General features: G+C 33.5%; 21 protein-coding genes. 8 read left to right on the top strand and 13 right to left on the bottom strand.

Annotation, left to right across the window (positions count from 1 at the left end):
* Positions 1 to 4 precede the first annotated feature (4 nt).
* The 5 genes from ABWH96_RS14715 to ABWH96_RS14735 all read right to left on the bottom strand — a co-directional run bounded on the left by ABWH96_RS14715 (position 5) and on the right by ABWH96_RS14735 (position 4,299).
* A complete protein-coding gene (locus ABWH96_RS14715) occupies positions 5 to 337 on the bottom strand; it encodes a type II toxin-antitoxin system PemK/MazF family toxin (RefSeq protein WP_375578277.1) in 333 nt (110 codons plus the stop codon).
* The gene (locus tag ABWH96_RS14720; protein WP_375578278.1) at positions 334 to 576 is read right to left on the bottom strand and encodes a CopG family transcriptional regulator; all 243 of its coding nucleotides are present in this window, start codon (positions 574 to 576) and stop codon (positions 334 to 336) included. The genes ABWH96_RS14715 and ABWH96_RS14720 overlap by 4 nt, the downstream gene beginning before the upstream one ends.
* Before the next feature lie 99 nt (positions 577 to 675).
* Positions 676 to 1,125, bottom strand: a complete 450-nt coding sequence (locus ABWH96_RS14725) for a GNAT family N-acetyltransferase (protein ID WP_375578279.1) — start codon at positions 1,123 to 1,125, stop codon at positions 676 to 678.
* 39 nt (positions 1,126 to 1,164) lie between these two features.
* Positions 1,165 to 2,958 carry a 4Fe-4S binding protein gene (locus tag ABWH96_RS14730; RefSeq protein WP_375578280.1) on the bottom strand — a complete coding sequence of 598 codons (1,794 nt, stop codon included), beginning with the start codon at positions 2,956 to 2,958 and terminating at the stop codon, positions 1,165 to 1,167.
* 9 nt (positions 2,959 to 2,967) lie between these two features.
* Positions 2,968 to 4,299, bottom strand: a complete 1,332-nt coding sequence (locus ABWH96_RS14735) for an NAD(P)/FAD-dependent oxidoreductase (RefSeq protein WP_375578281.1) — start codon at positions 4,297 to 4,299, stop codon at positions 2,968 to 2,970.
* A 191-nt stretch (positions 4,300 to 4,490) separates the two neighbouring features.
* Here ABWH96_RS14735 and ABWH96_RS14740 point away from each other — a divergent pair, with 191 nt between their 5' ends.
* Complete coding sequence (locus tag ABWH96_RS14740) at positions 4,491 to 5,162, top strand: DUF547 domain-containing protein (protein WP_375578282.1); 672 nt, start codon at positions 4,491 to 4,493, stop codon at positions 5,160 to 5,162.
* Between the two features lie 46 nt (positions 5,163 to 5,208).
* Here ABWH96_RS14740 and ABWH96_RS14745 read toward each other — a convergent pair whose 3' ends face one another.
* Positions 5,209 to 5,703 (bottom strand): DUF4494 domain-containing protein, encoded by a 495-nt coding sequence (locus ABWH96_RS14745; protein ID WP_375578283.1) that lies wholly within the window; start codon positions 5,701 to 5,703, stop codon positions 5,209 to 5,211.
* 225 nt (positions 5,704 to 5,928) lie between these two features.
* On the opposite strand from ABWH96_RS14745, the gene ABWH96_RS14750 reads away from it, so the two are divergent.
* Positions 5,929 to 6,942: a class I SAM-dependent RNA methyltransferase gene (locus tag ABWH96_RS14750; RefSeq protein WP_375578284.1), complete on the top strand. Its 1,014-nt coding sequence runs from the start codon at positions 5,929 to 5,931 to the stop codon at positions 6,940 to 6,942.
* A gap of 43 nt (positions 6,943 to 6,985) precedes the next feature.
* Entirely contained in the window at positions 6,986 to 8,014 is a 1,029-nt protein-coding gene (locus ABWH96_RS14755) for a hypothetical protein (RefSeq protein WP_375578285.1), read from the top strand.
* A gap of 21 nt (positions 8,015 to 8,035) precedes the next feature.
* Here the strand turns inward: ABWH96_RS14755 and ABWH96_RS14760 are convergent, their stop codons facing one another.
* The 7 genes from ABWH96_RS14760 to ABWH96_RS14790 all read right to left on the bottom strand — a co-directional run bounded on the left by ABWH96_RS14760 (position 8,036) and on the right by ABWH96_RS14790 (position 17,276).
* Positions 8,036 to 11,446 carry a two-component regulator propeller domain-containing protein gene (locus ABWH96_RS14760; protein WP_375578286.1) on the bottom strand — a complete coding sequence of 1,137 codons (3,411 nt, stop codon included), beginning with the start codon at positions 11,444 to 11,446 and terminating at the stop codon, positions 8,036 to 8,038.
* 109 nt (positions 11,447 to 11,555) lie between these two features.
* A complete protein-coding gene (locus tag ABWH96_RS14765; RefSeq protein WP_375578287.1) occupies positions 11,556 to 12,425 on the bottom strand; it encodes a nucleoside phosphorylase in 870 nt (289 codons plus the stop codon).
* A gap of 2 nt (positions 12,426 to 12,427) precedes the next feature.
* A complete protein-coding gene (locus ABWH96_RS14770; RefSeq protein ID WP_375578288.1) occupies positions 12,428 to 13,405 on the bottom strand; it encodes a rhodanese-related sulfurtransferase in 978 nt (325 codons plus the stop codon).
* Positions 13,406 to 13,451: 46 nt separating this feature from the next.
* The gene (locus ABWH96_RS14775; RefSeq protein WP_375578289.1) at positions 13,452 to 14,093 is read right to left on the bottom strand and encodes an acetyltransferase; all 642 of its coding nucleotides are present in this window, start codon (positions 14,091 to 14,093) and stop codon (positions 13,452 to 13,454) included.
* Between the two features lie 173 nt (positions 14,094 to 14,266).
* Positions 14,267 to 14,497: a DUF6728 family protein gene (locus tag ABWH96_RS14780; RefSeq protein ID WP_375578290.1), complete on the bottom strand. Its 231-nt coding sequence runs from the start codon at positions 14,495 to 14,497 to the stop codon at positions 14,267 to 14,269.
* Positions 14,498 to 14,526: 29 nt separating this feature from the next.
* A complete protein-coding gene (gene ispG, locus ABWH96_RS14785; protein ID WP_375578291.1) occupies positions 14,527 to 16,482 on the bottom strand; it encodes a (E)-4-hydroxy-3-methylbut-2-enyl-diphosphate synthase in 1,956 nt (651 codons plus the stop codon).
* 161 nt (positions 16,483 to 16,643) lie between these two features.
* Positions 16,644 to 17,276, bottom strand: coding sequence for a helix-turn-helix domain-containing protein (locus ABWH96_RS14790; protein ID WP_375578292.1), 633 nt, complete (start codon positions 17,274 to 17,276; stop codon positions 16,644 to 16,646).
* Positions 17,277 to 17,416: 140 nt separating this feature from the next.
* On the opposite strand from ABWH96_RS14790, the gene ABWH96_RS14795 reads away from it, so the two are divergent.
* The 5 genes from ABWH96_RS14795 (at position 17,417) to ABWH96_RS14815 (ending at position 26,284) form a co-directional block, all read left to right on the top strand.
* A complete protein-coding gene (locus tag ABWH96_RS14795) occupies positions 17,417 to 17,809 on the top strand; it encodes a molecular chaperone Tir (protein ID WP_375578293.1) in 393 nt (130 codons plus the stop codon).
* Positions 17,810 to 17,818: 9 nt separating this feature from the next.
* Positions 17,819 to 18,511 (top strand): PspA/IM30 family protein, encoded by a 693-nt coding sequence (locus ABWH96_RS14800; RefSeq protein WP_375578294.1) that lies wholly within the window; start codon positions 17,819 to 17,821, stop codon positions 18,509 to 18,511.
* 81 nt (positions 18,512 to 18,592) lie between these two features.
* Positions 18,593 to 19,228, top strand: coding sequence for a hypothetical protein (locus tag ABWH96_RS14805; RefSeq protein WP_375578295.1), 636 nt, complete (start codon positions 18,593 to 18,595; stop codon positions 19,226 to 19,228).
* Between the two features lie 19 nt (positions 19,229 to 19,247).
* Positions 19,248 to 21,275: a flotillin family protein gene (locus tag ABWH96_RS14810; RefSeq protein WP_375578296.1), complete on the top strand. Its 2,028-nt coding sequence runs from the start codon at positions 19,248 to 19,250 to the stop codon at positions 21,273 to 21,275.
* A gap of 152 nt (positions 21,276 to 21,427) precedes the next feature.
* Positions 21,428 to 26,284, top strand: a complete 4,857-nt coding sequence (locus ABWH96_RS14815) for a DNA repair ATPase (RefSeq protein ID WP_375578297.1) — start codon at positions 21,428 to 21,430, stop codon at positions 26,282 to 26,284.
* Positions 26,285 to 26,330 lie beyond the last annotated feature (46 nt).

Raw genomic sequence — 26,330 nt, forward strand, 5'->3', positions numbered from 1 at the left:
AGAATCAATACTTCAAAATATCCTCCAAAGTCTTCTTCATTTGTTCCATGCAATCAGGCGTAACTTCTCCCAATTTATTAACAAATCGGTCTTTTGAGATAGAGCGGATATGAAATACCAAAACCTCTGACTTTTCCTTCAATCCATTTTTAATGTCAGGTTCTAAAACAGGATTTCCTTTATATTCTTTAATCTTGGTGGTGAGTGGACAAACTATTATTGTGCGTAAAAATTCATTAGCCAAATTTCCACTTAAAATGACAACAGGCCGAAATCCTGCTTGCTCACTTCCTTTAACAGGGTTTAAGTTCACATTCCAAATTTCAGCCTGCTTCATGCTTCATCAGTATCTTTGAGTTGCTTCCAGTAATCTTGCATACCTTCTTCTGCCACAATCATGACATCTAAGTCATCTCCTGCCATTTTGTAGGACTTAGCATATTCTGCCTTTTCTATATTTTCTAAATAGACAGTTAAGGCCTTTTCTATCAATTTATTCTTAGGCATATTCAATTCATTAGCCTTTTTGGCCAATAAATCAACGACATGTTTGGGAAGTGTTGTTGTTATATTCATGTCTATTTTATATTTGTATATCACAAATATAATACAAAATTATAGAATTAAAAATTCAATAAATTTGATTTCGCAATGAACATTAACCAATATGATGACTTATGTAAATTTATAACTAAAATGCACTGCCTCTAATTCTTCTGCAGGTTTGGTTGACCTATAAAAATCAATTGCATAATCATCATCTTTCTCGGCTTGTACAAAGACCTCTTCAAATCCACTTTGTTTGCAATATTCGTTAGCAAAAGCGATCAATTTACTACCTATCCCTTTCCTTTGATAACTTGTTGATACAGCCAAATCATAAATATGAGCAATGGGTCTTTCTGAATAATATTGATCCAGCACATATACCGTTAATCCAGCAATGACTTTTTCATTACTTTTTGCGACCACAGCAAGAAAATGTTCATTATTTAAAAGCTTTTGTAGATGAGTTTGACTTGGAACTACAAATTTTTCCATTTCAAAAACATCCTCAAATACTGAAATAAGTGCCAATAAATCATCTATTCTATTGGCTTGTATGATTTGTATTTCAGTTTCCATATCAAATCACTCTTAATATATAATAAAGCCTTATTACTCTTAACTCTGAACTCCAAAACTATCATTGCCAATCAAAGAAGGTTGATTGAATCTTCCATCTTCATCCCTATTTTCAAGGTTTAGAACACCTCGTGGGCAAACAGAGGAACAAACCCCACAACCCACACATGAAGAACGGATAATATTTTGACCTCTTTGAGCGTACCAGCGAACATCTATACCCATTTCGCAATAAGTAGAGCAATTCCCACAAGAGATACATTGGCCACCATTGGTAGTAATTCTGAACCTGGATTTAAAACGCTGAACTAAACCTAAATACGCTGCCAAGGGACAACCAAACCTACACCAAACCCTGTTACCCATAAAAGGATAAAAACCGGTACCTATCACACCAGAAAAAATAGATCCAATTCCAAAACCGTAAACCGCTCGGATACTGTAAGTATTCATACCCAAAAGTTGAGAGCTACCAGTAAAGTAAGTGTATAGCACAGCCGCTGTCATGACTACTGCAAAAACCAATACTCCATGAATTAGCCATCTTTCTATCTTCCATGCTCCTAAAGATTTATCTGATAATTGTCTGTAAGGATCCCCTAAAGTTTCAGCCAATCCTCCACAACCACATACCCAACTGCAGTACCATCGTTTACCATACAAATAGGTAAAGATTGGAACTCCCAATGTAAATAAGGCTATTCCCCAACCCAACATAAATAAGCCAATCGTACCTGCTTCAACCATTTCATTTAATCGATAGTCAAAAAAGAAGCTGTAATCCAAAGGCCACATATTCTTTAAATCCATATATGGTTGATTCAATCGAACCAGTATTTCAGGAATAACAAAGGCAAAAGCCAATTGAAAGAACATAACGGAGACAGTCCGAACCATTTGATATGGACTATGTCGGTATTTTATAATCATCCTAATACCCATTACCAAGATGGCTAAAGTGTAAAGAAATCCATACATAAACCATTGACTCGCAGGATTTCCACTTAGCATTTTACTAAGAGGATCCACCATCACAATCCATGAAGTCATATATTCTGGAAACCAGTAAAGAAACACATAAAAGCTTATTAGAAATGTTCCTAATAAGATCCCAATCCAACCTCGATTTTTGAGGGCACTATGAAAAATTCCGTCATTTTTAATTCCTGCATGCTCTGTTTTCAACTTAGGCAATAAATACATGATGGCTCCAATAATAGGAATACCAATTGCTAGAAATAACCACAACCATGGGTTTTGAACTACAGGACCAACTTCAGATTGTTTAGCAATAGTAAATGCTTTATTGTTAATATTGTCTTTACTAAATCCTTTTTGCGAAATGATGGAATTATTGACATCTGAAATTACCTTTTGTAATTGAGCAACAAGCTCTTCAGAGGACTCATACTCTCTGCCTTCCATCCATCCAGTATAATCTTTAAGCTGTTTCAATTGCCATTCCTCGGCTTCACCAGAAGGCTCTCCCAATGCTTTATCAATTGAAGATTGTTGAAAAGATTTAACATTAGCTGATTTAGCAATTTCCTCTGCCAAACTAGGATTGATTTCAAATCTAGATTTTATTTCAGTATTAGTTTCATTTAAAATTGATTTAAAATCACTGACGAAAGCAAATTGATTACTGTACTTTTTACCATATATATCTTCTGCAATTTTATCAACCGAAGTAAAAGCCTCTTCACCAATTGATTCTTTCAATACATTTTTATCTAATTGATATTGCCCTAAAAAGAACAATGACAAAAAGGTAAAAAAACCAATAGTAAAGACTACCAAACCAATTTTGTGTATTATTTTTAAACTCTTCATATTTCAATTTTAGAATAATCCCAATACTTTTTTTCTACTCAATTTCACTGCCTCATTTGGATATCTTTCATTATACATGCCCACCAATTCATCCTCATATCTTTTGAAAAATTCAGGATCAAAATTAGCCTCTTTCAGATTTTGAAAGACCTTTTTCATCGGCCATTTATCCCTTATCATTTTATCGCAAACTTCATGACGATACCTTACTCCCATCAAATTCACACCCTTTAAAGTTTTATCTTCTTTATGAAAAACTAAGCGAATAGATTTTTCTCCTTTTTCATGTTCCCAATAAAAATGCTCTTCGGTTTCTTTGTTAGGTTGATTGGCTACCTGGCCATAAGTTTGATATTCTATATCCAAAAACTTTGCGGAATTGAACCAAATCCCTGGCTGATAGGAAGTTTTTGTTCCGCAGATGGTTTGCGCAAGGGTTTCTCCATGCATTCTGCCTGTGTACCAAACTTGCTCGATTGGTTTTCTGTCCTCTGCAGGTGCTTTTTCAAACTCAGCACAATCTCCAATAGCATAAACATCAGGCTGGTTGGTCTCGAAATATTCATTGACTTTTATTCCTCTGTTGGTTTCCAAGTCCGTGTCTTTCAGAAAATCAATATTAGGTGAGACTCCTACAGTAAGCCCAACGAACTGAGCATCTAATGCTCCTCCTCCTTTTAATTTCACTCCTTTTGCTCTTCCATTTCCATCATCTATAATTTCTGTAATCTCCGAATCGAGCATCAATTTAAAACCATGTTTTCTAATGTGTCTATTGATCATTTCCGATTCTTCGGGAGGCAATACATTATTCCAGAAACTACTTTCACGAACTACAAAAGTGACCTCAATATTGCGGGTATGGAACATTTCGCCCATTTCGATACCAATCAAACCTCCTCCCACAATAACAGCCTGCCGAGTTGTTGGAGAGTATTTTTCCATCCCTTCTAAATCTTGATAACTGTAGAGTCCTTGTACTGCTTCTAAATCTTGGCCTGGCCAACCAAACTTATTGGATTTTGAACCAACAGCTAAAACCAAGACATCATACTTGATATTTTGAGAAGTTTTCAGTTTTAACTCCTTATTTGTAAAATCAATTTGCTCTACATAATCAAAAACCAAATCAATCCTATTTTTCTTCCAAAAGAAATCTTCATAAGGCTTGGTGCTTTCATATTTCATATGGCCCATATAAATGTACATCAAAGCCGTTCTAGAAAAGAAATGCTCCGTTTCAGCTGATATGATTGTGATGTTATCTTCACTATGTTTGCGGATGTGCCTTGCGGTAGTTACTCCTGAAATGCCATTTCCAATGATGACGATATTCCTCATAGGGTCTTTTTTATGGTTTTGTATAATCTCACATCAATATTAAAGCTATTAAAGCTAATCAATTGTCAATTCGAAGACAATAAAAAGTAATCCAAACTTAATAACTTATCGTATCTTGAAAAAAAACTATTAGGATCATGAAAAAATTTAATTTAATTATTGTTGTCATTTTTTTATCTAGCCTTAGCTTGATGGCATACAAACAAGAGATTAAGGAGTTTAATAAAGAAGCGGATGTATTCTTGAAAAAGTATGTCAGTGATGGAAAAGTGGATTACAAAAGATTGAAAAATAATTTTGAAGATGTCGATAAATTATACAAATCTTTGGAAACAGTTAATATTAAAGAATTAAGCAAAGATGAAACTAAAGCTTTATATATTAATGCATATAATATTATTGTAATCAGACAAATAACTGAGTACTTCCCATTGAAATCTGCTTTAGATAAAAATGGCTTCTTTGATAAGGTTAAACACAATGTAGGAGGAGAAATGCTAACATTAGATCAAATTGAAAAGGGAAAGGTAATCATCCCATTTCAAGACCCAAGGGTTCATTTTGCATTTTCCTGTGCAGCTGCAAGTTGTCCTGAATTAGCTGATTTTGCTTTTACAGCTGATAAATTAGAGGCTCAATTGAATGAAAGAACTACAAACTCAATCAATAATCCTGACTTTATAAAGGTAAATACAGGTGAAAATTCGGTAGAGCTATCCAAAATATTTAAGTGGTATGAAAGAGATTTCAAAATGAAAGCTGATGGAGCATTAGATTACATCAATCAATATAGGAAAAATAAAATCCCTGAAAATTATACCATAGATTACTATGAGTATGATTGGGCTTTAAATATTCAATAAAAACAAAACTTTCCCAGAGCTCATACTTTGGGAAAGTTTTGTTTTTTTAATCATTCTCTTCTTCACTTATTTCTTCAGTAACTTCTTCCTCAACTTCAGATGATTCGGGTGAAATGTCTCCTGAATAATTAAACACTTCAATAATAGAGCTTTCAATCACCTCAGGCACTTGGAATGAAACTAACATATTATTTAAGCTAAGATATATTCTATCGTAAGCTTCTTTTACATTTTTAGCAGTTACTATCATTTGGTTAGTGATTTTCTTTTCTTTTCCGCTTTCTTCTGCTACATAATAAACCACCTTGCATTTATGCCAGATGTCAGCATCTTCATAATGGAAAACATCTACTATTTTACTTTTGCTAATGCCAGTAATCATAAACTCACCTCTCACACGTTCACCCATTTCTTCATACATGCGAGTTTCCGCTTCCGTAAAAGAAACGGCATCAACCAAATAAGGCTCTGTAACGGACTTTAAACGACCGTTTTCATCTTCTTTTTGGTATTTTACTTTGCACAAAAACCACTGCTTCATAATCTTATTTTTCAAATTGAATTGCGAATATAAAGGAAATCAAAATCGAATGGAAATGGCTCATGAATTTGTTTTAACTTTGCCCAATGGAAAAAAGCAAAATCGTTCTCCCCTGCCCCCCTTATATCGCTCCTGTTCTAAGACAGGAAATTGAAAACCTAGGTTATAAAGTAACTCACGAAGGTCCGATTGGATGTTGCATTAGAAGGTACCAAAACCGATTGCATGCATTTAAATCTTCATCTCCGAACTGCTAATAAGGTTTTATTTCTGATCAAATCATTTAAAGCAAATAATCCAGATAAATTATATCAACAACTTTATCAAGTGAAATGGGAGGACATATTAGATGAGAATGGATATTTATGTATCACTTCCTATGTGAACAATGAAAAAATATTAAACACTCAATTTGCCAATGTTAGGGTAAAAGATGCCATAGTAGATCGATTGAAAGACAAAACTGGTACAAGACCAGATTCGGGTCCGTTAAGAGATCAAATGGTAGTTTTTCTACATTGGATGGAAGATCAAGTCTCCATATATCTTGATACTTCTGGAGAGACTATTTCCAAACATGGTTACAGAAAAATACCTGGAAAAGCCCCGATGAACGAATCATTAGCAGCAGCTACTATTTTATCTTCTAATTGGAAACCTAATCAAACATTTATCAACCCGATGTGCGGTTCAGGAACTTTAGCCATAGAAGCAGCGTGTATAGCTGCCAATAAAGCTCCAGGGCTAAATCGAGAGAAATTCGGATTTCATTACCTCAAAGGATTTGACCTGGAGGCTTGGGAGAAATTGAAAGAAGAGGCTATTCAAAATGAAAAAACAATTGAATGTAAAATTATTGCTGGTGACAACAGCAGAATGGCCATACAAGCTGCAAAGCAAAATGCGGAGGAAGCAGGTGTAGCCGATGCTATCACATTTGAGAAAAAAGATTTTAGGGATAGTACAATCCCTGAAGGAGAAGGCGTTGTTTTTCTTAACCCTGAGTATGGGGAAAGATTAGGCGAAGAACAGGAATTAGCAAATGTATATGCTCAAATAGGTGATTTCTTCAAAAGAGATTGTAAAGGAAAAACCGGCTATATATTCACTGGAAACATGAATTTAGCTAAGAAAATTGGCTTACGAACCAAAAGAAGAATCCCTTTCATGAATGCCAAAATTGAATGTAGGTTGCTGGAATATGAACTATATGCCGGAACCAAAAAAGATAAAGGCTAAAGAAATCTTTCGAAATTAATTTTCATTGGCTTATATTTAGAAAATGCAAATTAGCAAAAAGGAAAAAGAGACTATTACGAAAGCCCTTAGCTATTGGGAAAATAGTGGTTTAATTGAGGCTCAAAAGGCAAGTGAGCTTGATAAGAGTATAAAAATCAAAGCCTTCAACTGGCAATCTTTAGCTTATTATTCTTTCCTATTTGCTGTGGTAAGTTTACTCATTGCCGTAATCAGTATTTTTGCAGACAAAGCCTTACTCGATTTAATCGACTCATTAATTTCCACTTCTTACATCACAAAATCAATCACTTTCCTAGCATTGAGTGCACTGTTCTTTTGGTTTGATTATCGTTATAACTTAAAAAAAATCCGCAAAAAATACAGTAAAGAGGTTTTTGCATTTTTAGGATGTATATTCTTAGCCATTTCCACAGGTTTCATAAGCTTTATATTTGGAATGGGTGAAAATCCTGGAGTTTTCATTTTAGGATTGGCATTACTTTATTTCATATTAGCTGTATTCAGAAACAAAGAACTGCTTTGGCTCTTTGGGATAACTGCATTGGTGATTGCTTTTGGAGCCATTACCCATAACCTTGGGAAAGATAATTACTTATTTATCGGAATGAATTTCCCTTTGCGTTTCACCATTTTTGGAGCGCTAATTTTATTGGCAACATATCTCATTAAGAATTTCCAAAAATTGAAGCCTTTTGTGGAACCTACTTATTGGAGCGGACTAATTATCTTCTTCATGTCCCTTTGGTTTTTAACGATATTCGGAAATTATAATAGTTACGAAAAATGGTTAGAAATTAGACAATATTATTTGTGGTGGTACAGCTTACTTTTACTTTTAGCTAGTTTTGGTGCTATTATAATTGGAATTAAAAAAGAGGATACCTTACTCAAAAACATTGGTATTTCCTTTATTTTCTTAAATCTCTATACCCGCTATTTCGAGTATTTTTGGGATGAATTACATAAAGCACTTTTCTTTGGTATTATAGCAGTTACTTTTTGGTTGATTGGCAAGAAAGCGGAGAAAATTTGGGATAGGGAAGGAAAATAGTACATATTCTATGAATTAAAATCAGTCTACCAACATTTCCTTATTATAAGGTACAGGCAATTCTATTCTAAAACATGCTGATTTATTTTCATCCAAATGAATCTGTCCACCCAGTTTAGAAACAGCAAGCCTCACACTGTACAAACCCAATCCTAATCCTCTTTTGTGCTCAGTAGCCACAAAAAACATATTGAATATCTTATCCCTCACTTCAGGATTTATACCCAATCCAAAATCCTCAAAAATAATTTGATAGGTATTATCTCTTTTATTTTTTGAAAATTCTATTATCACATTTGGCTTTTCAGCACGCTTAGAAAATTTAATTGAATTACTAATTAAATTTGATAAAACAACCTTTAAATGAACGGAATCAGTTAAAATCTCCTCATTTTCAGCCTTCAGTTCAATATTTTTAAATTGCTGCCAATCCTCATTATCAGGTATATTCTCTTTGGCTGCATCTATAATTAGGTTTCGTAGATTATATTTTTGTAAAACTATCTTTTGTTGCTTAAGCTTATTTATCTTTTGAAGATTAAACAAAATATTATTCATTCGCTCTGCAGTCTCATTTACTTTCGTAAAATAAAATCTCGAAGCCTCTTCGTCAGTTTCTTTCAAGGCTAAATAACATAACCCTAAAATGGTGGAAACTGAACCTTTTAAATCATGAGCTGCTCTATAAAAGAAGGTATCAAATTCATGTTTGGCGATCTTCAAATCATTATTTGCCTCTCTCAATTCTTGGGTTCTTTCATCTACCATTTCTTCTAACTGAAGATTACTTAGTTTTAATTCATCATTTTGCTTTTGAATAATATCGTTTTTATGTGCAATCTCACTATTTTGTTGGCTAATCTCCTCTTTCTGGTGTGTCACTAAAGATTGATTTTCTAACAATCGCTTATTTGCAATTTCTAGCTCAGAAGTACGCTCTTCTATTTTAATTTGTAATTTCTTTCTAGATTTTTTTAAAAACCTTATTCGAAGTTGAATGTATGTTAATATTAACAGAACTAAGATTGCAATAAAAAGGACTTTAAACCAAGTAGTGGCCCAATATGGAGGAGTAACACTTATATAAAGTTCTTTAATATTGCCAGACCATTTCCCATCTGAGTTGGTGCCTTTAATTTTCAAATTATAATCACCAGATGGTAAATTAGTAAAAGAAAAATGCCTCCTATTCTTATTGTAAATCCAATTTTGATTAAAGCCCTCTAATATATATGCATATTCAATTTTATCTGTAGAAGTTAAATCAGTACTGGCAATTTCAAAGGATAATAAATAGTCATTATAATCTAATGAAATAGAATCAATAGTAAAATCATTAATCGTCTTTTCACCAGACTCGCTAATTACTTCAGCTGAAACAATATTTATTCCAGGTTCATAATCACTTTCTTTTATATCCTCTGGTCTAAATACATTTAAACCATTAAATCCACCTGCAAATATTCTTCCATCTTTGAGGGTAGTTATTGACCCCTTAACAAACTCCTCACCTTGAAGTCCATCAGAGCTGTCATAATTTTTAAATTCTTCAGTTTCAGGATTAAAATATGATATACCTTTGAATGTGGTAATCCAAAGACTTCCATTTAAATCCACAGTTATTCCTGCAATATTATTATTAACTAAGCCTTCTTCTTCAGTAAATGATTTAAAATGAATTTCACCTCCAGACTCAATCAATTTAGCTAATCCTCCTCCTCCAGTTCCTATCCATAAATTCTGATTATTATCTTCAATGATTGTCCTGATTATATTATAATTAATACTGTTAGAATCATTCTTACTATACCTAAAGTGCTTAAAATCATCGGTATCTGGTTGATACAAGTCCAATCCATAATCTGTACCCACCCAAATCCTATGTTTACTATCTAGATAAACCTTATGCACCCTATTATTAGAAAGAGATGATGGGTCATCAATATTATGTAAATATCTTTTAAATTGTTCCGTTTTCTTATCAAAGACCACTAATCCACCATCTCCTAATAAGCCAATCCAAAGCTTTCCGTCATGGGATTCGATCACACTTTCAATAAAATTAGTGGTAATTGATGTAGAGTCGCCTGCTATATTTTTATAGGATATTAATTCTCCTGTATCTCTGTTAAATTTTGACAATCCAAAATTCCACAATCCAACCCAAAGGATGTTTTCAGAATCTTCAAATAATAGCCAACCTCTGTCATCGGGGAAACCAGAAAAACTACTTAAAACTTGTTGAAATTCAATTTGATTATCATCTTCAATAATTTTATCAATCCCTGCGTCATTCGCTACATAAATATCTCCTCTACTATCCTCAAAAATGAAATTTACAGCATCATCTGAAATACTAGTTGGGTCATCCTCCTTGGGTTGATAAAGGTCAAATTTATTTTGGTTTAAATTAAAAGAAGAAACACCTCCACCATGAGTACCTAGCCAATAATTGTAAGATTCATCTTGAAAGATTTCAACAACATTATTGGAAGGCAGAGCATTAGGGCTATACTTTTTTTCATCGAAATGATTCTTTGTTTCAAAATTAGAGGTGATGTAAAATAGTCCGGAACCAAAAGTACCCAACCAAACCCCACCTTTATCATTTGGATAAATTTTACGTGCATAAACCTCATTATCAACAAACTTTAAATCTATTTGCTGAAAATTATTATTACCATCCTTTTTATAAAACAATCCACCTAATTTTGTGGCCACCCATAAAGTTCCTTGAGCATCATAATACAAATCTCTAATATCATCATCCTTTAGACCATTATCCCCTTTCTGAAATTTTTCGACTTTATAGGTTTTTGTATTTACTTTATGAAGCCCTTCACGTGTCCCAACCCAGATTTCATCATCTGCTTCTGCTTTTGATATACAATATATCACTGAATTATTTAAAACAGGAAAGTTTTCAGGAGTGTTAAATCGATTAGAAAACTCCTCATTGACAAGATTCAATTTATTCAAACCGTTTTTAGTTCCTAGCCAATAAATTGAATCCGAAAGTTGAAAAATTGTATAAATTACGTTATCGCTGATTGAATTTTCAATCTTAACATCGTGAGTAAAATGTTTAAAAACAGACTTTTTATCAAATTTATTTAATCCCCCGCCATAAGTACCTATCCATAAATTTCCATTTTTATCTTCTACAATATCTTTAACATAATTATTACTAAGGCTTGTAGAATCATCAATTCTATATTGATAGTTAAGAAAATTCTGACCATCATATCTATTCAGACCATCTTGTGTTCCCAACCACAGAAACCCATTACTCCCTTGATAAATAGTTTCGACTATATTTTGAGAAAGCCCGTCACTGACATTTATATTATCAAAATCAGTATTCTCAAGCTGATTTTGAGCCCAGACTGGAAAGGTTAAAAATTGTACTATTAACAGATATAAAAATCGCATAATTGGTTCATTAAAATATCAAAGTAGCATAATATCTTAATAAAATCAATCATTTTCGATTAACAGTTGATTCAGTACTATAAAGGTATGATTGTATTATTTGGCAATCCTATAGCTCGGAAGCTTTGTCCAAAACCATTTTAATCAGCGTATCAATAGTTTTATCTGAGTTTTTTGAAAATTGATGTGTCATCCTATTTGCTACTATTGCATTACAACTTAATACCTCATGACCCAATAATCTGCCCATAGCATAATAGCCCGCGGTTTCCATTTCAAAATTGGTCAACCATAAATCTCCATAATGGAACATTGATAGGCTTTCCGCTATATTTGGGAAGCGAATTGGAGCTCTTAATTGTCTTCCTTGCGGTGCATAGAATCCAGGACAAGTCACTGTATTTCCTATATTCATTCCATCTGAAAAATGCTTAAGTAAGGAAGAAGAACCTTCAACACAATAAGGCCTAAAGGGCAAACCAATTTCTAATTGTAATGCTGATTCTACATTAGATTCTGCCTCGGTTCTTTCTAAATCATAAAACTGCATTAAGGTATCTATTCCTATTGCAAATTGTGAGGCTAATAATGAATCAACTGGTAGGTCTTGCTGAAGACCTCCGGATGTTCCTATTCTAATGATTTTTAAGGACTTTTTCTTAGCTTTATTTTCCCTTTTCTTAAGATTTATATTCGCGAGGGCATCCAGTTCGGTCATCAAGATTTCCACATTATCGGTTCCCATCCCAGTGGACATTACCGTAAGCTTTCGTCCTTTATAGGTTCCAGTATGCGTAATAAACTCTCTTTTGTTCATTTCAAAAGTGATTTTATCAAAATATTGACTCACTTTATGGACTCTTGAAGGATCACCCACGGTAAGAATGACATCTGAAATATCCTGAGGCCTTAGACTCAAATGGTAAACGGAACCGTCCTTATTCAATATTAATTCTGACTCAGGATATTTCTTCTCCATATTTACTGAATTTTAGTCTTTTCTAATTTACCTTGAAAACCTTTATAAGGATCATAACCATTAGTGTTCTTTTGGTAATATCCTGTTCCGTTATATTCTCTTTTTTCAGGATGCTCTTTACATTCGGTAGAGCAGGCACCTTCCATTTCCCAACCGCATTTTTCACAAATAGGAACATGAACATTGCAAGTTGGATTAGCACAATTTACCATTCTGTCAGAGTTAGTTCCGCAAACAAAGCACTTAGAAACTACCTTAGGATTCACTTTGTTTACATCTACTGAAAGTCGGTTATCAAAAACATAGCATTTTCCCTCAAAATCCTCACCCTCTGCTTCTAATCCGTATTTGATAATTCCACCATGTAATTGATGAACATTTTCAAAACCCTGCTCTAATAGAAAAGCACTTGCCTTCTCACATTTTATACCTCCAGTACAATAAGTCACAATCTTTTTGCCCTTGTATTGCTCCAGCTCATTGAGTTTATCAGGGAAATCCCTAAAATTTTCAATGTCTAGTGTAACGGCATTTTTAAATCTACCCAATTCATGTTCATAATTAGAACGGACATCTAATATCACTATATCCTCCTCATTTTTAATCATTTCACGGAATTGTTCAGGCTCAACATAAGCTCCTGTTTTTTTCCTTGGGTTGATATGAGAAAGACTTGAATGTACAATTTCAGGCTTATGCCTAACATTCAGTTTTTTAAAGGTATGTTCAGGATGGAAATCTTCTTTGAAATCAGTATCTGCGAATCGAGGATCCGCTTTTACTCTTTTCATGTATTCGTCCACATTTTCTGTAGAACCCGAAACGGTTCCGTTTAGTCCCTCTTTTGAGATAATGATTCTACCTCTTAAATCGAGTTCCAAACACATTAAATGATGCTCATCCCTGAATTGATCAGGATTCTCTATTTCCGCATAGCAGTAATATAGAATTACTTTGTATTGGTTTTCTGTATTGTCCATAATTTCCTCCTTAGTGTAAATAAGGTGATTTTACAAATGTAATTAATTAATTTTCAATCGTTTGTGCTGGATTTCCAAAAACGGTTTCTCCATCTTTAACATCTCTGATCACAACTGAACCTGCTCCAATATTCGCTTTTTTTCCTATTTTCACTCCTGAAACAACTGTTACTCCAGAACCAATAAAGGTTTCTTCTCCAACAGTTACCCCACTATTTATCTGTGTCCCAGCTCCAACCTGCACATAATCCCCAAGTTCTACATTGTATTCTATGATAGCTCCAGAATGGATCAAACAGTGATTAGGGACTTTTGAATAAGCTCCTAAAACAGCTCTTGCATTGATAAAATTTCCATAACCCAAATGTGCTGAATCCGAAACAATTGCCTGCGCATGAATAGCATTAGCTGGCATTGTTTTTCTGCGGTCGTTCAGCATTTTGGTCATTTTTTTACGTGCTTTCATATTGTCTTCCGCCACAAAAGCATCGCATTTTTTTCCAATATATTTTAAATAACCGTCATCATCTGTTTCTCCCAAAACAGATACGAAATCAATCTCGGTGCCGTGCATTTCTTTATCATCATCCAAAAAGCAATAGATTTCAACATTATTGCTTTTAAAAATTTCCGCTGCAGAAGGCCCAATTCCTTTAGCTCCTAAGATTATTACAGGTTTTTTATCCATAGTTAATTTTTAGAACTGCAAAGTTAAGGTTTAAACATTCCTTGCGCAATAAAGAGGTTCCTATTTTAACTAATTAGAGCTCTTACTTTATTTATATAGAAAATTACATTAACAAATAGATATAATCAGACTTAATACAAGAAGTTGCCATTTTAAATGGAAGGACAACAATTTTAAGATCGCATAATTGCCCGTGTAACCATTACAATTACTGCAATAAGGAACATAACAATAGATATTTTATTGATACCATGCATCATTTTCAGATTGAAACTGCTGGGTGCATTGGGGTCTTTTTTACCAAATAATCTTTTAAAATAACTAAGCACAGCACCTAATTGAAAATAAGATGACCAGTGATTAGAAGTATTATTTTCTTGATTTGAATTTGATTCCTTTAACATAACTAAATTTTATTTCTAAGCTAACAACTTTAAGCCTCTTGTGGTTCTAACCATTTACCATCTTGCCTGATAATTTCGATTAATTCGTCTACTGCTTTCTCAGAAGGCACTCCCCTTTTCATAACTTCTTGGCCTTTATACAAGGTGATTTTACCTTTTCCTGAGCCTACATAGCCATAATCTGCATCCGCCATCTCACCTGGTCCGTTTACAATGCAGCCCATAATTCCGATCTTCACGCCTTTCAAATGATTAGTTCTATTTCTGATCATAGCAGTAGTTTCCTGTAAATCAAATAAGGTTCTACCACAAGATGGACAAGAGATATATTCTGTTTTGGATATTCTTGTTCTACTTGCTTGCAAAATATTAAAAGCCGTTTCGTTTATGGCTTTATCACCCCCACAGTTTTCAGCAGCTACAAAAACCCCATCACCAAAACCATCAATCAATAAGCCGCCCATATCGGTGGCTGAGTATAATTGTAGTTTTTCTAATGATAAGTCTTGATAAGCTCTACCTATCACAACCGGAACATCACAAGCTTTTTGCATCAATTCCATGAACAACCTTCGTTGCTCCGCCATTCCGTGCTTGTTATAAGTATCAATTAATAAAACAGCAGTTGGGTCATTTTTTAATCTTGATATCAATTCATCCGATAAATCAGATAAAATAGCGTATATGAAGTTTAATTTAGGGTGAGTTTCAACTCCTTCTAAATAATCTTTTGGATTGATAAAAGGGAATCTTCTTTCTTTATCTTTTTCCTTTAGCCAAATTTTATGAGAATGTACAATACCTAAAGTGCCTGGAGTTTCAAAATCTACAGTCTTATCATTGGTAAAAATGTAATCGCAAGCAAAATCAGAGATTGACCATTTATCTAAAGGAACTGAGTAATTATAACCTACACCAAAAAATGAAGCGGGTGTGATATTCTGTTTCAAAGAAAAATCAGCCATGACTATTGGCACTTCTTTACCACCAATATTAGCTACTTGTCTACTATTTCGTTTTTCATATTCATATGGATTGAACAGACAATTATCTATTAATGGAATTTCATCATGTTCTGCTCTATCATTATATCGATCTGCTAATACTTTGGCAACTGGAATTTCTTCTTCAGGTTCTTCTGTTAAGGAAACTCTAATGGTATCCCCTAAACCATCTTCAAGCAAAGTTCCAATACCCACAGAGCTTTTAATTCTTCCATCTTCAGCTTCACCAGCTTCAGTAACTCCCAAATGCAATGGATAAGGTTTTAAGCCTTCTTCATCTAGCTTTTGTACCAACAATCGATAAGCCTGCACCATCACTTGCGGATTACTGGACTTCATGGAAACTACTATATCATAGAATTCCATTTCCTCACAGATTCTGATAAATTCCAAGGCAGATTCCACCATACCAAATGGTGTATCACCATAGCGGCTCATAATACGATCCGAAAGTGAACCATGATTAGTTCCAATTCTTATAGCAGTACCATGTTCTTTGCAGATTTTAACTAATGGCTTAAATCGTTTTTTAATTCGATCCAATTCAGCCTTATAGCTATCGTCTGTATACTCTATATTTTCAAATTTCTTTTTATCGGCATAATTGCCAGGATTGACCCTTACTTTTTCGACTATTTTGGCAGCTAATTCTGCTGCATTAGGTGTGAAATGGATATCGGCTACCAAAGGAGTATTGTAACCTCTTTTCTTTAAGCCTTCTTTAATGGCTCTCAGGTTCTCTGCCTCTTTAATGGAAGGAGCAGTAATTCTTACCAATTGACAACCTGCATCTATCATTCTAATGGACTGTTCAATGGAACCTTCAGTATCCATTGTATCAATAGTGGTCATAGATTGCAGCACAATAGGATTGTCCCCTCCGATTGTTACATCGCCTACCCTAACTGGAATTGTTTTTCTGCGCTTATAAGCGACTAAACTATTACAATACTGCTGAAAATTTTTAGTTGAGATTTCCATATTTTAATTCCTTCCACCAATTTAACTACAAAGTAAACAAATTGTTAGTATAACAACTATTGTTAATTGTTTAAATTGTTGGAAAAACACTGGAAATACCTATAAAAATGGCTTTGCTACAATTTCATAATAAAATCGATAGGCTATCTGAATATTGTCATTCAATCATTTTCAATTATATCCTCTAATTTTTTGAGTCTTTTTTCCAATGTTGACAATCTATTTTCTAAAGGTGAAACAGCTTTATAAGGTTGGTAAATGCCGATCACTTTAATATATCTTTTGATATCCTTTAAAAGGATCTTAGTTCTATTAAAGAAAATAAATTCATCCGTTAGTTGGGTAATTTTACCAATTATTGATTCATAATATAATTCTATAACAAATAGCTTATTCTTTATGGGATCTTCATTTACCCCAAATATCAATTCATTGCTATTACAATAAGCATTTTCATTCAATTTAGATGCTTCTAAAATTATCAATCCATTAGGAAAAAAATTAGCGAATTCTTTATTTTCATTAAGCGACTCTCTTAGTTTATGATCAGTCAAGATATCAGGTAAAACAAATCCACTTAGTTGATTAACTGTTATATTTTTCTTTAGTAAAGTATCAATAGTTACCTGAAAAACTTCGGCTGTTTTTATAATGGTCTCTATTTTCGGTTCAGCCCTCCCCTCTTCATATGAACTAATCACTCCTCTGCTAACATCAATTACATCTGCCAATTGAGATTGAGTTAATCCTCTTACACTACGTATTTTTTTTATATTCTCACCATATTTTGACATATTCTAACAATTTAAATAACAATACTTTGCAAATAATATTATCACATAATGCAAATACTATTTGCAAATATAAATATTTTCATGGATATTGTGCTATGATTTAGCCGTCATATCAATTTAAAAAATAAAATGAACCGTAAATGGATCCCAATTTCAAGAAAGTTAAAAAGTTAGTTTTGGAGCTTGAGTCTGTAATTCTACATGAAAATGAATTGGATAGCTTATTAGTAGTGGAGAACGAAGAATTAGGGGTAAAAAACATGGTGATTGGTGTGGCATCACCAATTGTAATTATTGAGCAATACCTATTTGAAATAAAAGACGAGGGCAATATATACAAGCAATTACTTATTAAAAATCGAGACATTGTGCACGGTGCTTTTGTATTAGATGAAAAAGGCGAAAAAGTGATTTTTAGAAACACCTTACAAGTGGAAACTTTAGACCTTAAAGAATTAGAAAGCACAATTAATTCATTGGGACTATTATTATCAGAGTACTCCAATGAACTTGTTTCATTTTCAAAAAACTAAATTTCAATTATGAATGTACTAAGTAGATTATTTAAAATCGGACAAGCTGAAACCAATTCAGCAATAGATAAATTAGAAGACCCTATAAAAATGGTTGAGCAAGGCTTACGTGATATGCGTGAAAATCAAGATGCCGCCATGCGTTCTTTAGCAGAAGTTAAAGCAATGCATATAACAAGATCGAGAGAGCTCAACCAATCTAAAAGTGCAGAGGAAGATCTAAAGAACAAATCTGTGCTTTTGTTGAAAAAAGCCCAGCTAGGTGAAATTGAAAGTGAAAAAGCAGACAGTTTTGTGAAAGAAAACCTAATAAGAAAAGCACAATTGGCTAAAGAAATTCTTTTAATGAAAGATGAAGTGGCTAACCTAGAGAAGCAAGTAGCAACCTTAGAAAAAAATGTGAATAGCATAAAATCAGGTATCAACCAATGGGAAAATGAGCTAAACACTCTGAAAGCAAGAGTTAAAGTAAGCAGTGCTACTCAGAAAATCAATAAGCAAATGACTAATATGGATAGCCATAGCGTAGTTTCAATGTTAGAAAGAATGAAGAGCAAAGTAATGCAAGATGAGGCATTGTCACAAGCTTATGGTGAAATAGCTGAAGCCAGTGAAACCAATGAAGAGAAAATGAACAAAGCCATTGAAAATATTTCAGTGGAAGATGAATTAGCGCAAATGAAAAAGCAATTAGGGATATAATTTTTCAGAATGAGCAACTAGACTCAAAAAGCGAGTACGAAATTAAAACACAACTGAAAAAAATATTTTTAATTGTAAACTATGGAAAACTTAATAAATATAGCTTTTGCACCTGCTAACTTCATTTTAACTCTGTTAGCTGCATTGATGGTACTTTATTGGCTTTTGATAATTTTCACGGGCTTCGATTTAGATTTCTCAAGCCCAAATGTTGATGTTGATACAAATACAGGAGCAATAGATGCCGGTGAAATAGAAAGTCCTGGATTCTGGAACTCTTTTTTATCGTTTTTTTATATAGGTGAATTGCCGATAATGTTCATTATTACCATTGTAGTATTCTGTATGTGGTTAATTAATGTAAACATCACGGCTATACTAGGTATAGAAGATAATATATTTGGATTTCTTCTATATATACCTGGCTTAATTGTAAGTATGCTCATTACAAAAGTAGTTGCTAAGCCCTTTGTTAAGCTATATGCCCAATTTAACCATAAAGGAGAAGTAGCCATTGATTTTATTGGCAAAACAGGAAAAGTACTCGCTCCAATAGGATTCGATAAAATTGGGCAATTAGAAATACAGGTAAATGGCGATGTGATAAAAGTTTATGCTAAATCCATTGATGAAGAACAAGTTCCATTTAATGAAACAGTAATTATAATAGAAGAATCACCAGACAAGAAGTACTTTCTTGCACAGAAATATCCATAATAATTTAAACTCAAATCTTATGATTGAATCATTTTACGTAGTTGCCACAATAGGCATCGTTGTTTTATTTGGGCTAGGAATCTGGCTCATCTCAATGTACAAAAAAGTTAGCCAGGGGCGTGTTTTAGTTCGTACTGGACAAGGAGGTGTCAAAATTTTCTTTAATGCAGGTATGGTAATCCCTATTCTGCATAAAGAAGAAATCATGGACATATCTGTCAAAAAACTGGAAATATCCAGAATGATGAAAGACGGGTTGATCTGCAAGGACAATATGCGAGCAGATATTAAAGTAGCTTTCTTTGTAAGAGTCAATAAATCTGTGCAAGACATAGTGAATGTTGCGCAAACCATAGGCTGTGAAAGAGCTTCTGATCATGAAACATTAGAAAGCCTTTTTGAAGCTAAATTCTCTGAGGCACTGAAAAGTGTGGGTAAGAAGTTTGAATTCATAGAACTATATGAAGCTAGGAGAGAATTTAGAAATGAAATCATTGACATTATAGGTACAGATTTAAATGGCTATGTTTTAGATGATTGTGCCATTGATTATTTAGAACAGACTAATGTAGTAAACCTTGATGCTGACAATATCTTAGATGCTGAGGGCATCAAAAAAATTACGGAATTAACTGCTGCTCAAAAGGTTAAATCTAATTTGATCCGTAGAGATGAAGAGAAAACCATCAAAAAACAAGATGTTGAAGCTCGGGAAGCTATTTTAGAACTTGAAAAGCAACAGAAAGAAAAAGAAGAATCGCAAAGAAGGGAAATTGAAACAATTATTGCTCGTGAGCAAGCAGAAATTGATACTGTAAGCTCTCAGGAAAGGCTTAAATCTGAAGAAGTTAGAATCAGAACAGAAGAACAACTTGAAATACAAAATGAAAACAAGCTTCGTCAGGTAATTATTGCTGCTAAAAATAAGGAGAGAGCAGAAGCAGTCGAAACTGAAAGAGTTCAAAAAGATCGTGATATTGAGGCTACTGAAAGAGAAAGAATTGTCTCACTAGCTCAAATTGAGAAAGAAAAAGCAGTGGAGCTTGAAAAAAGAAATATTCAAGATGCCATCCGCGAGCGAGTGGTGATGGAGAAAACGGTTGTTGAAGAACAAGAAAAAATCAAAGATGTTGTTGCTTTAAAAGAAGCGAATAGATTAAAAGAAGTTGCAATTATTAATGCTGATAAAGAAGCAGAGCAACACTTAATTGAGGATGTAAAAGCTGCAGAATCAAGAGAGCAAGCTGCTAAGTTTGATGCCCAAAAAGTACTCATTGAAGCGGGCGCTAAGAAGGATGCTGCTGATATGGAAGCAGAAGCAAGAAAGATAATTGCAGATGCAAAAGCCAAAGAAGAAGCTACTATTGGAATGTCCGAAGCACAAGTTATGCATGCAAAAGCTGACGCCAACGAGAGACAAGGTACCGTGGATGCAATAGTAGTCGAGAAACTCGCAGAAGCAAAAAGGAAACAAGGACTAGCAGAAGCTAGTGTAATCCAAGAAAAAGCAGTTGCTGAAGCAAAAGGAATTCATGAAAAAGCTGAAGCAATGAAAAAATTGAATGATGCTGGTAAAGAACATGAAGAATTTAGACTGAAACTCAATAAAGAGAAAGAAGTACAACTTGCAGACATTGGCATACAAAAAGATATTGCTAATGCACAAGCTCAAGTACTATCTGAAGCATTTAAAACTGCGAAAATTGATATTGTCGGTGGTGATAATACTTTCTTTGACAATCTTATCAAGCAAGTTTCTAACGGAAAGGGAATTGATAAATTAGTAGAAAACTCAAATACACTTACGAGCTTCAAAGATTCTATTTTTGGTGGAAACGGTGAAAACGGTGAGCAAACTGATTTGATCGAGAAGATTAAAAATATGGCTTTCAAATATGGAGTTACAGCAGAAGATATAAAAAATCTATCTATTGCAGCTTTAATTGCCCGAGTGCAAATGAAAGCTACTGATGAAGATAAAAGCTTCTTGTCGAACATAAGTAAGTTTGTTAGTGGAATGGGTTTAGATCAAAAAAAACTACAATAAGTTAATTACCCAAAAACATAATATTTATAGGCCATCCCTATAAAAAAACATTCAGCTTTAGCTACTGGCTTTAAAAAACAGCCAGTAGCTAACTTTGAATACCAACAATTGCCAAAAAAAATCACCATTTAGGATAAGGGAATAAACCGATTATGGATAATAATATTGAAAGAGGTACCTACGAGATTATTCAAAACCGACTACAAGAGCAACGTGAAAATCTCGTTGACAAGCTTCAAAAACTAAATAAAGAACGCCAAAATATATTTGGGGCTGTCGAATTCAAACTTCTATCAAATGTTCGTATCAAAACTGAACATAATTGTCTGGCAAGAGATATTATCTCTATTGGCGATATTTGCCTATTTGGATATAATGTTAGATTAGGTCTTAAATCAATTCTTGAAATTGATGATGTATTTAGCGTATTCAAATTTGAAAACGATGAATTTCATCCTATTTCCTCAGATATATTAAAGGACGATACTTTTTCAGAAGAACTTCAGAACCTTTATAAATTCTATAGAAACACCCAATTTTCACGCTTTTTTAAAAAAGGAAGTTTTCTGTATTTGGTCTTTCAATTATCTGAAAGCCCTACCGATATCAAGGCATTTAAATGGCTTATAGAAGATGAGAAATTAACCTTTGTAGATTCACGCAGTGCCGCTGAAGTAGAATTCCCAGCGCAGCATGAGTTTGAGTGGACTAAAGCCACTAGAGACATGCAAAGAACAGGTAAAAACCCGCATATTTCTATTGCCGATAAAGTTTTTGTTGAAACAGTAAATGGTAATTTGACAATTAAAATTGAAGATAATACAGATGATGGGGAAGGAATTTATAGTGAGGATGTTGAGCAAAGAGATCAATCATTAGATGATGCTGAAGTATCCTATTGTGATTTAGGCAATTTAGTATTACTTAAAATAAAGCCTTATCTAGAAAGTAATCGCTATTTCATTTTTAACTACCGGGTTAAAAAAGTAGTTAGGGTAGATACGCTAAAAGACGCAGGAATATTGTTGCCAGATGAGCAAGGTATAATCTTGTCTAACGGCTATTATCTACAAACCGGTGAAAATAAAATATTTGATAGGCGAATAGAAGGGGTGAAATTTTTAAGAAAAATTCAATCTCCAAATGGCGAGGATTACCTATTCGTCTTTTATGAAGAGAAAAACCATGATTTCGTAATTCTCTCCTATAATGTAATCGAACAAACCGTTAAGACTCCGATATTCTGTAATGGCTACACTCTTTTTGCAAATGGGGAAATGTGTTACTTCAATACTGAAAAAGACCCAAGTAAAACTCATCTAATCCAAATTTGGCAAACACCTTATACCAAAGAATTAATTCCAAATGATGAGTTTAAAGACCATGAACTTTACAAAATAGGAAATATGCAGATTGTAAATGCCATGGCTGAAATACAAGAGCTTTTAGTTTTATTAAGTAAAGAAGACAGTTATAATGGGCTCTATGAAGACATTGAAAAAAGAAGTCAGGGCATATTAGACGGCTACTTCTGGTTAAAAAACGACTCACCCGAAGGTTTAAACCAACCTATAAAAGCGGTCAAAAAAATTGCTGTTTCTGCTATTGATGAATTTGAAAAAGTAGTAGAGATCCGTAAAAAAACCAATAACACACTAGAAGAAACAAAAGTTAAGGTAGAAAAAATATTATTTGATACCCGAAGTGCCAATTATGAAACGCTAGAACAATATGTCTCCTTGCTTTCGCAAATGAGAAGCATAAGAGGCGAGATTATTGGCTTAAAAAATTTACGCTATATTGATTTGGAGCTGGTAGAGCAAATGGAAAATCAGATAGCTGAGAGAGCTGATGAACTTTCGGAGGCATGTGTGCAATTTCTATTAAAAGACAATGCACTTGAGTACTACCAAAAACAAATGAACTCCTTAGTGGAGTCTGTTGAAAAACTCACTAAAGTAATTGATGCAAAAGAATTGGAAAAAGAGTTTGATGAGCTCTCACTTCAATTAGAATTACTAATTGATATTGTCAACAACCTTAAAGTAGAAGACACCGCTCATTCTACCCAAATTATAGAAAACATCTCATTAATATTCGCACAGCTTAATCAGCAAAGAGTTGCTCTAAACAATAAGCGTAGACAATTGGGTGAGCGTGAGGCCAGAGCAGATTTCCAAGCCCAAATGACCCTTTTTGAGCAATCAATTGTAAACTATTTAGATTTAGCAACTGACCCTCAAAAATGTGATGAATACTTAACTAAATTATCCATTCAGTTAGAAGAATTGGAAAGCAGATTTGTAGATTTTGATGAGTTTACTGAGAAAATTAGTATAAAAAGAGAATCAATTTACGCTGCTTTTGAATCAAAGAAAGTTAACCTAACTGAAGCGCGGAATAAAAAAACAAATTCTTTATTTGGATCAGCAGAACGAGTTTTAAAAGGCATTAAATCACGAGCTGCAAGCTTTGAAACTGATGTCGAAATCAATGGTTATTTCGCTTCTGATTTGATGATTGATAAAGTCCGTGATGTGGCTGAACAATTGGAGAAATTAGGTGACTCAGCAAAATCAGAAGATTTATTGAATCAACTTCAAGTATTGCAGCAAGAAGCCTTAAGAGCTCTAAAAGACAAAAAAGAGCTATTCGAAGATGGTGATAATATCATTAAATTAGGAGAATATCGATTTTCAACCAATAATCAAAAACTAGATTTGGCTCTGGTAATAAAAGAAAAAAAATATTTTTATCACTTAACAGGCACTTCTTATTACGAACCAATAGATGCTACAAAAATCCATGACTTAAAGGATGTATGGGAACAGGAACTGCCCTCAGAAAACAAAAAAGTTAATAGAACGGAATATTTAGCATGGGAAATGTTCAATAGACTTAATCAGCAAAAAAAATATACTGATTTAGAATTAAAAGAAGAAATTAATCAATACACAGCAGCAAATTATGGAGAAGGTTATGTAAAAGGGGTTCACGACCATGACGCACTCTATATTCTCAAAACCCTATTGAAAAAACACAATGATTTAGGATTATTACGTTTTTCCCCTAATATTAGGATTTTAGCTCAGTTATTTTGGCATTTTACTCATCCAGATAAAAAAGCTTATTTCAAAAAACAATTTGTGCTAGTTAATTTATTAAAACAAGCATTCCCAAATCCAAAAGAGCATACTCATTTAATAGAAAGCCTCACTGCTGCTATTCAAAATTTCACGGAAGAGAATCATCTGTTTCAAACAGTTAATACCCGTCAGGCTGCAATATATTTAGCAGAGGAACAGATTACTGATGGTTTTGTAATGGATAAAGCCGCTTTCGATATATTAAAAGCATTTAAAAAAGAACTCAAATCTAAAAATGCTGACCTAAATTTTAAGGATGCGCAAAACCAGCTAAATGACCACCCGGCAGAAAATTGGCATCTATGTAAGCAATGGGTTATTTCCTTTATTGAAAACAGTAAATATGAAAGTTCTGAGGGTACAATCAATGAGGTTGCAGGATTTATAATGACAGATTCGGCCGATAGTAAACAGGTACAGACTATCTCTGGTGTAGAAAAAATAGATAATTTAAAAGCTTTAATTAGTCATAATGAGCAGGATAATGATAAATCCACAAAATCCTATCATTTCGATTATCATGAATTTGTAAATAGGTTAACCCAGTTTGTACAGGAGGTAAAACCTCGGTATATGGAATTGCAAAAGCTTAAACATGAATTAGTTGAACAAAAAAGAAAAGCCTTAAGATTGCATGAATTCCAAACTCAGGTATTGACCTCTTTTGTAAGAAATAAATTGATCAATCAGGTATATTTTCCTTTGATAGGCGCCAATTTTGCCAAGCAAATGGGGGCTTACGGAAATGATAAGCGTACCGACCGATCTGGTATGCTATTGTTAATTTCTCCTCCTGGTTACGGTAAAACCACCTTAATGGAATATGTAGCAGATCGCTTAGGATTGATATTTATGAAAATTAATGGCCCATCAATTGGGCATGAAATCACATCTGTTGATCCTGGAGAGGCGCGAAATGCTGCTACCAGACAAGAGCTGCAAAAACTAAATCTAGCATTTGAAATGAGCGATAATGTCATGCTCTATTTAGATGATATTCAGCATTGTAATCCTGAATTTTTACAAAAATTTATTTCATTAGCAGATGGACAACGTAAAATTGAGGGAGTATTTAATGGAGAATCAAAAACCTATGATTTTAGAGGTAAGCGTTTCTGTGTAGTGATGGCTGGAAATCCATATACAGAAAGTGGAGATAAATTTCAGATTCCTGATATGTTATCCAATAGAGCTGATATTTATAATCTAGGTGATACGGCAACCAATCGTGCAGACTTATTTAGGTTAAGTTTAATAGAAAATGGTCTTACATCAAATACTTATTTAAAATCCATTACGCAATATGGTCTGGAAAATTTGTATAAGTTGGTTAAGCACATTGAAAACGATGAACAAAACATACCCGATATGGAGGGCAATCTTTCTCCTCAAGAGGTGCAAGATTGTTTGAAGGTATTGGAAAAGGTCATGTATATCAGAGATGTAGTATTAAAAGTAAATGCTCAATACATCAGTTCTGCAGCAATGAGTGATGATTATAGAGTAGAGCCTCCTTTTAAATTACAAGGTTCATATAGAGATATGAATAAACTTATGAGTCAGGTAGTTCCTATTTTAGAAGATAAAGAGGTATATCAATTATTGATAGATCACTATCAAAACGAATCTCAAACCTTAACTTCTGATGCGGAAGCCAACCTATTAAAACTAGGAGAATTAATGGACGATTTGGATGAAGATAAAGCTAAAAGATGGAATATAATAAAAGAGACCTTTGTGAAAAACAATAAAATAAAAGGTCTAGGGGATTCAGATAGAATGTCTCAAATTATTGGACAGATGACCTTATTTGTTGAAGGATTAGAAAATATTGAAAAGGCTTTAACTAATCGTAAAAATTAAGATAAATGTAATTGATTTAAAGTGATATAATATTGATGGTAATGTT

The sequence above is a fragment of the Marivirga tractuosa genome (genome assembly GCF_042140215.1).
GTDB lineage: Bacteria > Bacteroidota > Bacteroidia > Cytophagales > Cyclobacteriaceae > Marivirga > Marivirga tractuosa_A.

Excerpts from the sequence above, each read along its gene's own strand:
- ABWH96_RS14715 (WP_375578277.1), bottom strand. The coding sequence starts at position 337 with ATGAAGCAGGCTGAAATTTGGAATGTGAACTTAAACCCTGTTAAAGGA.
- ABWH96_RS14720 (WP_375578278.1), bottom strand. The coding sequence starts at position 576 with ATGAATATAACAACAACACTTCCCAAACATGTCGTTGATTTATTGGCC.
- ABWH96_RS14725 (WP_375578279.1), bottom strand. The coding sequence starts at position 1,125 with ATGGAAACTGAAATACAAATCATACAAGCCAATAGAATAGATGATTTA.
- ABWH96_RS14730 (WP_375578280.1), bottom strand. The coding sequence starts at position 2,958 with ATGAAGAGTTTAAAAATAATACACAAAATTGGTTTGGTAGTCTTTACT.
- ABWH96_RS14735 (WP_375578281.1), bottom strand. The coding sequence starts at position 4,299 with ATGAGGAATATCGTCATCATTGGAAATGGCATTTCAGGAGTAACTACC.
- ABWH96_RS14740 (WP_375578282.1), top strand. The coding sequence starts at position 4,491 with ATGGCATACAAACAAGAGATTAAGGAGTTTAATAAAGAAGCGGATGTA.
- ABWH96_RS14745 (WP_375578283.1), bottom strand. The coding sequence starts at position 5,703 with ATGAAGCAGTGGTTTTTGTGCAAAGTAAAATACCAAAAAGAAGATGAA.
- ABWH96_RS14750 (WP_375578284.1), top strand. The coding sequence starts at position 5,929 with ATGCATTTAAATCTTCATCTCCGAACTGCTAATAAGGTTTTATTTCTG.
- ABWH96_RS14755 (WP_375578285.1), top strand. The coding sequence starts at position 6,986 with ATGCAAATTAGCAAAAAGGAAAAAGAGACTATTACGAAAGCCCTTAGC.
- ABWH96_RS14760 (WP_375578286.1), bottom strand. The coding sequence starts at position 11,446 with ATGCGATTTTTATATCTGTTAATAGTACAATTTTTAACCTTTCCAGTC.
- ABWH96_RS14765 (WP_375578287.1), bottom strand. The coding sequence starts at position 12,425 with ATGGAGAAGAAATATCCTGAGTCAGAATTAATATTGAATAAGGACGGT.
- ABWH96_RS14770 (WP_375578288.1), bottom strand. The coding sequence starts at position 13,405 with ATGGACAATACAGAAAACCAATACAAAGTAATTCTATATTACTGCTAT.
- ABWH96_RS14775 (WP_375578289.1), bottom strand. The coding sequence starts at position 14,093 with ATGGATAAAAAACCTGTAATAATCTTAGGAGCTAAAGGAATTGGGCCT.
- ABWH96_RS14780 (WP_375578290.1), bottom strand. The coding sequence starts at position 14,497 with ATGTTAAAGGAATCAAATTCAAATCAAGAAAATAATACTTCTAATCAC.
- ispG (WP_375578291.1), bottom strand. The coding sequence starts at position 16,482 with ATGGAAATCTCAACTAAAAATTTTCAGCAGTATTGTAATAGTTTAGTC.
- ABWH96_RS14790 (WP_375578292.1), bottom strand. The coding sequence starts at position 17,276 with ATGTCAAAATATGGTGAGAATATAAAAAAAATACGTAGTGTAAGAGGA.
- ABWH96_RS14795 (WP_375578293.1), top strand. The coding sequence starts at position 17,417 with ATGGATCCCAATTTCAAGAAAGTTAAAAAGTTAGTTTTGGAGCTTGAG.
- ABWH96_RS14800 (WP_375578294.1), top strand. The coding sequence starts at position 17,819 with ATGAATGTACTAAGTAGATTATTTAAAATCGGACAAGCTGAAACCAAT.
- ABWH96_RS14805 (WP_375578295.1), top strand. The coding sequence starts at position 18,593 with ATGGAAAACTTAATAAATATAGCTTTTGCACCTGCTAACTTCATTTTA.
- ABWH96_RS14810 (WP_375578296.1), top strand. The coding sequence starts at position 19,248 with ATGATTGAATCATTTTACGTAGTTGCCACAATAGGCATCGTTGTTTTA.
- ABWH96_RS14815 (WP_375578297.1), top strand. The coding sequence starts at position 21,428 with ATGGATAATAATATTGAAAGAGGTACCTACGAGATTATTCAAAACCGA.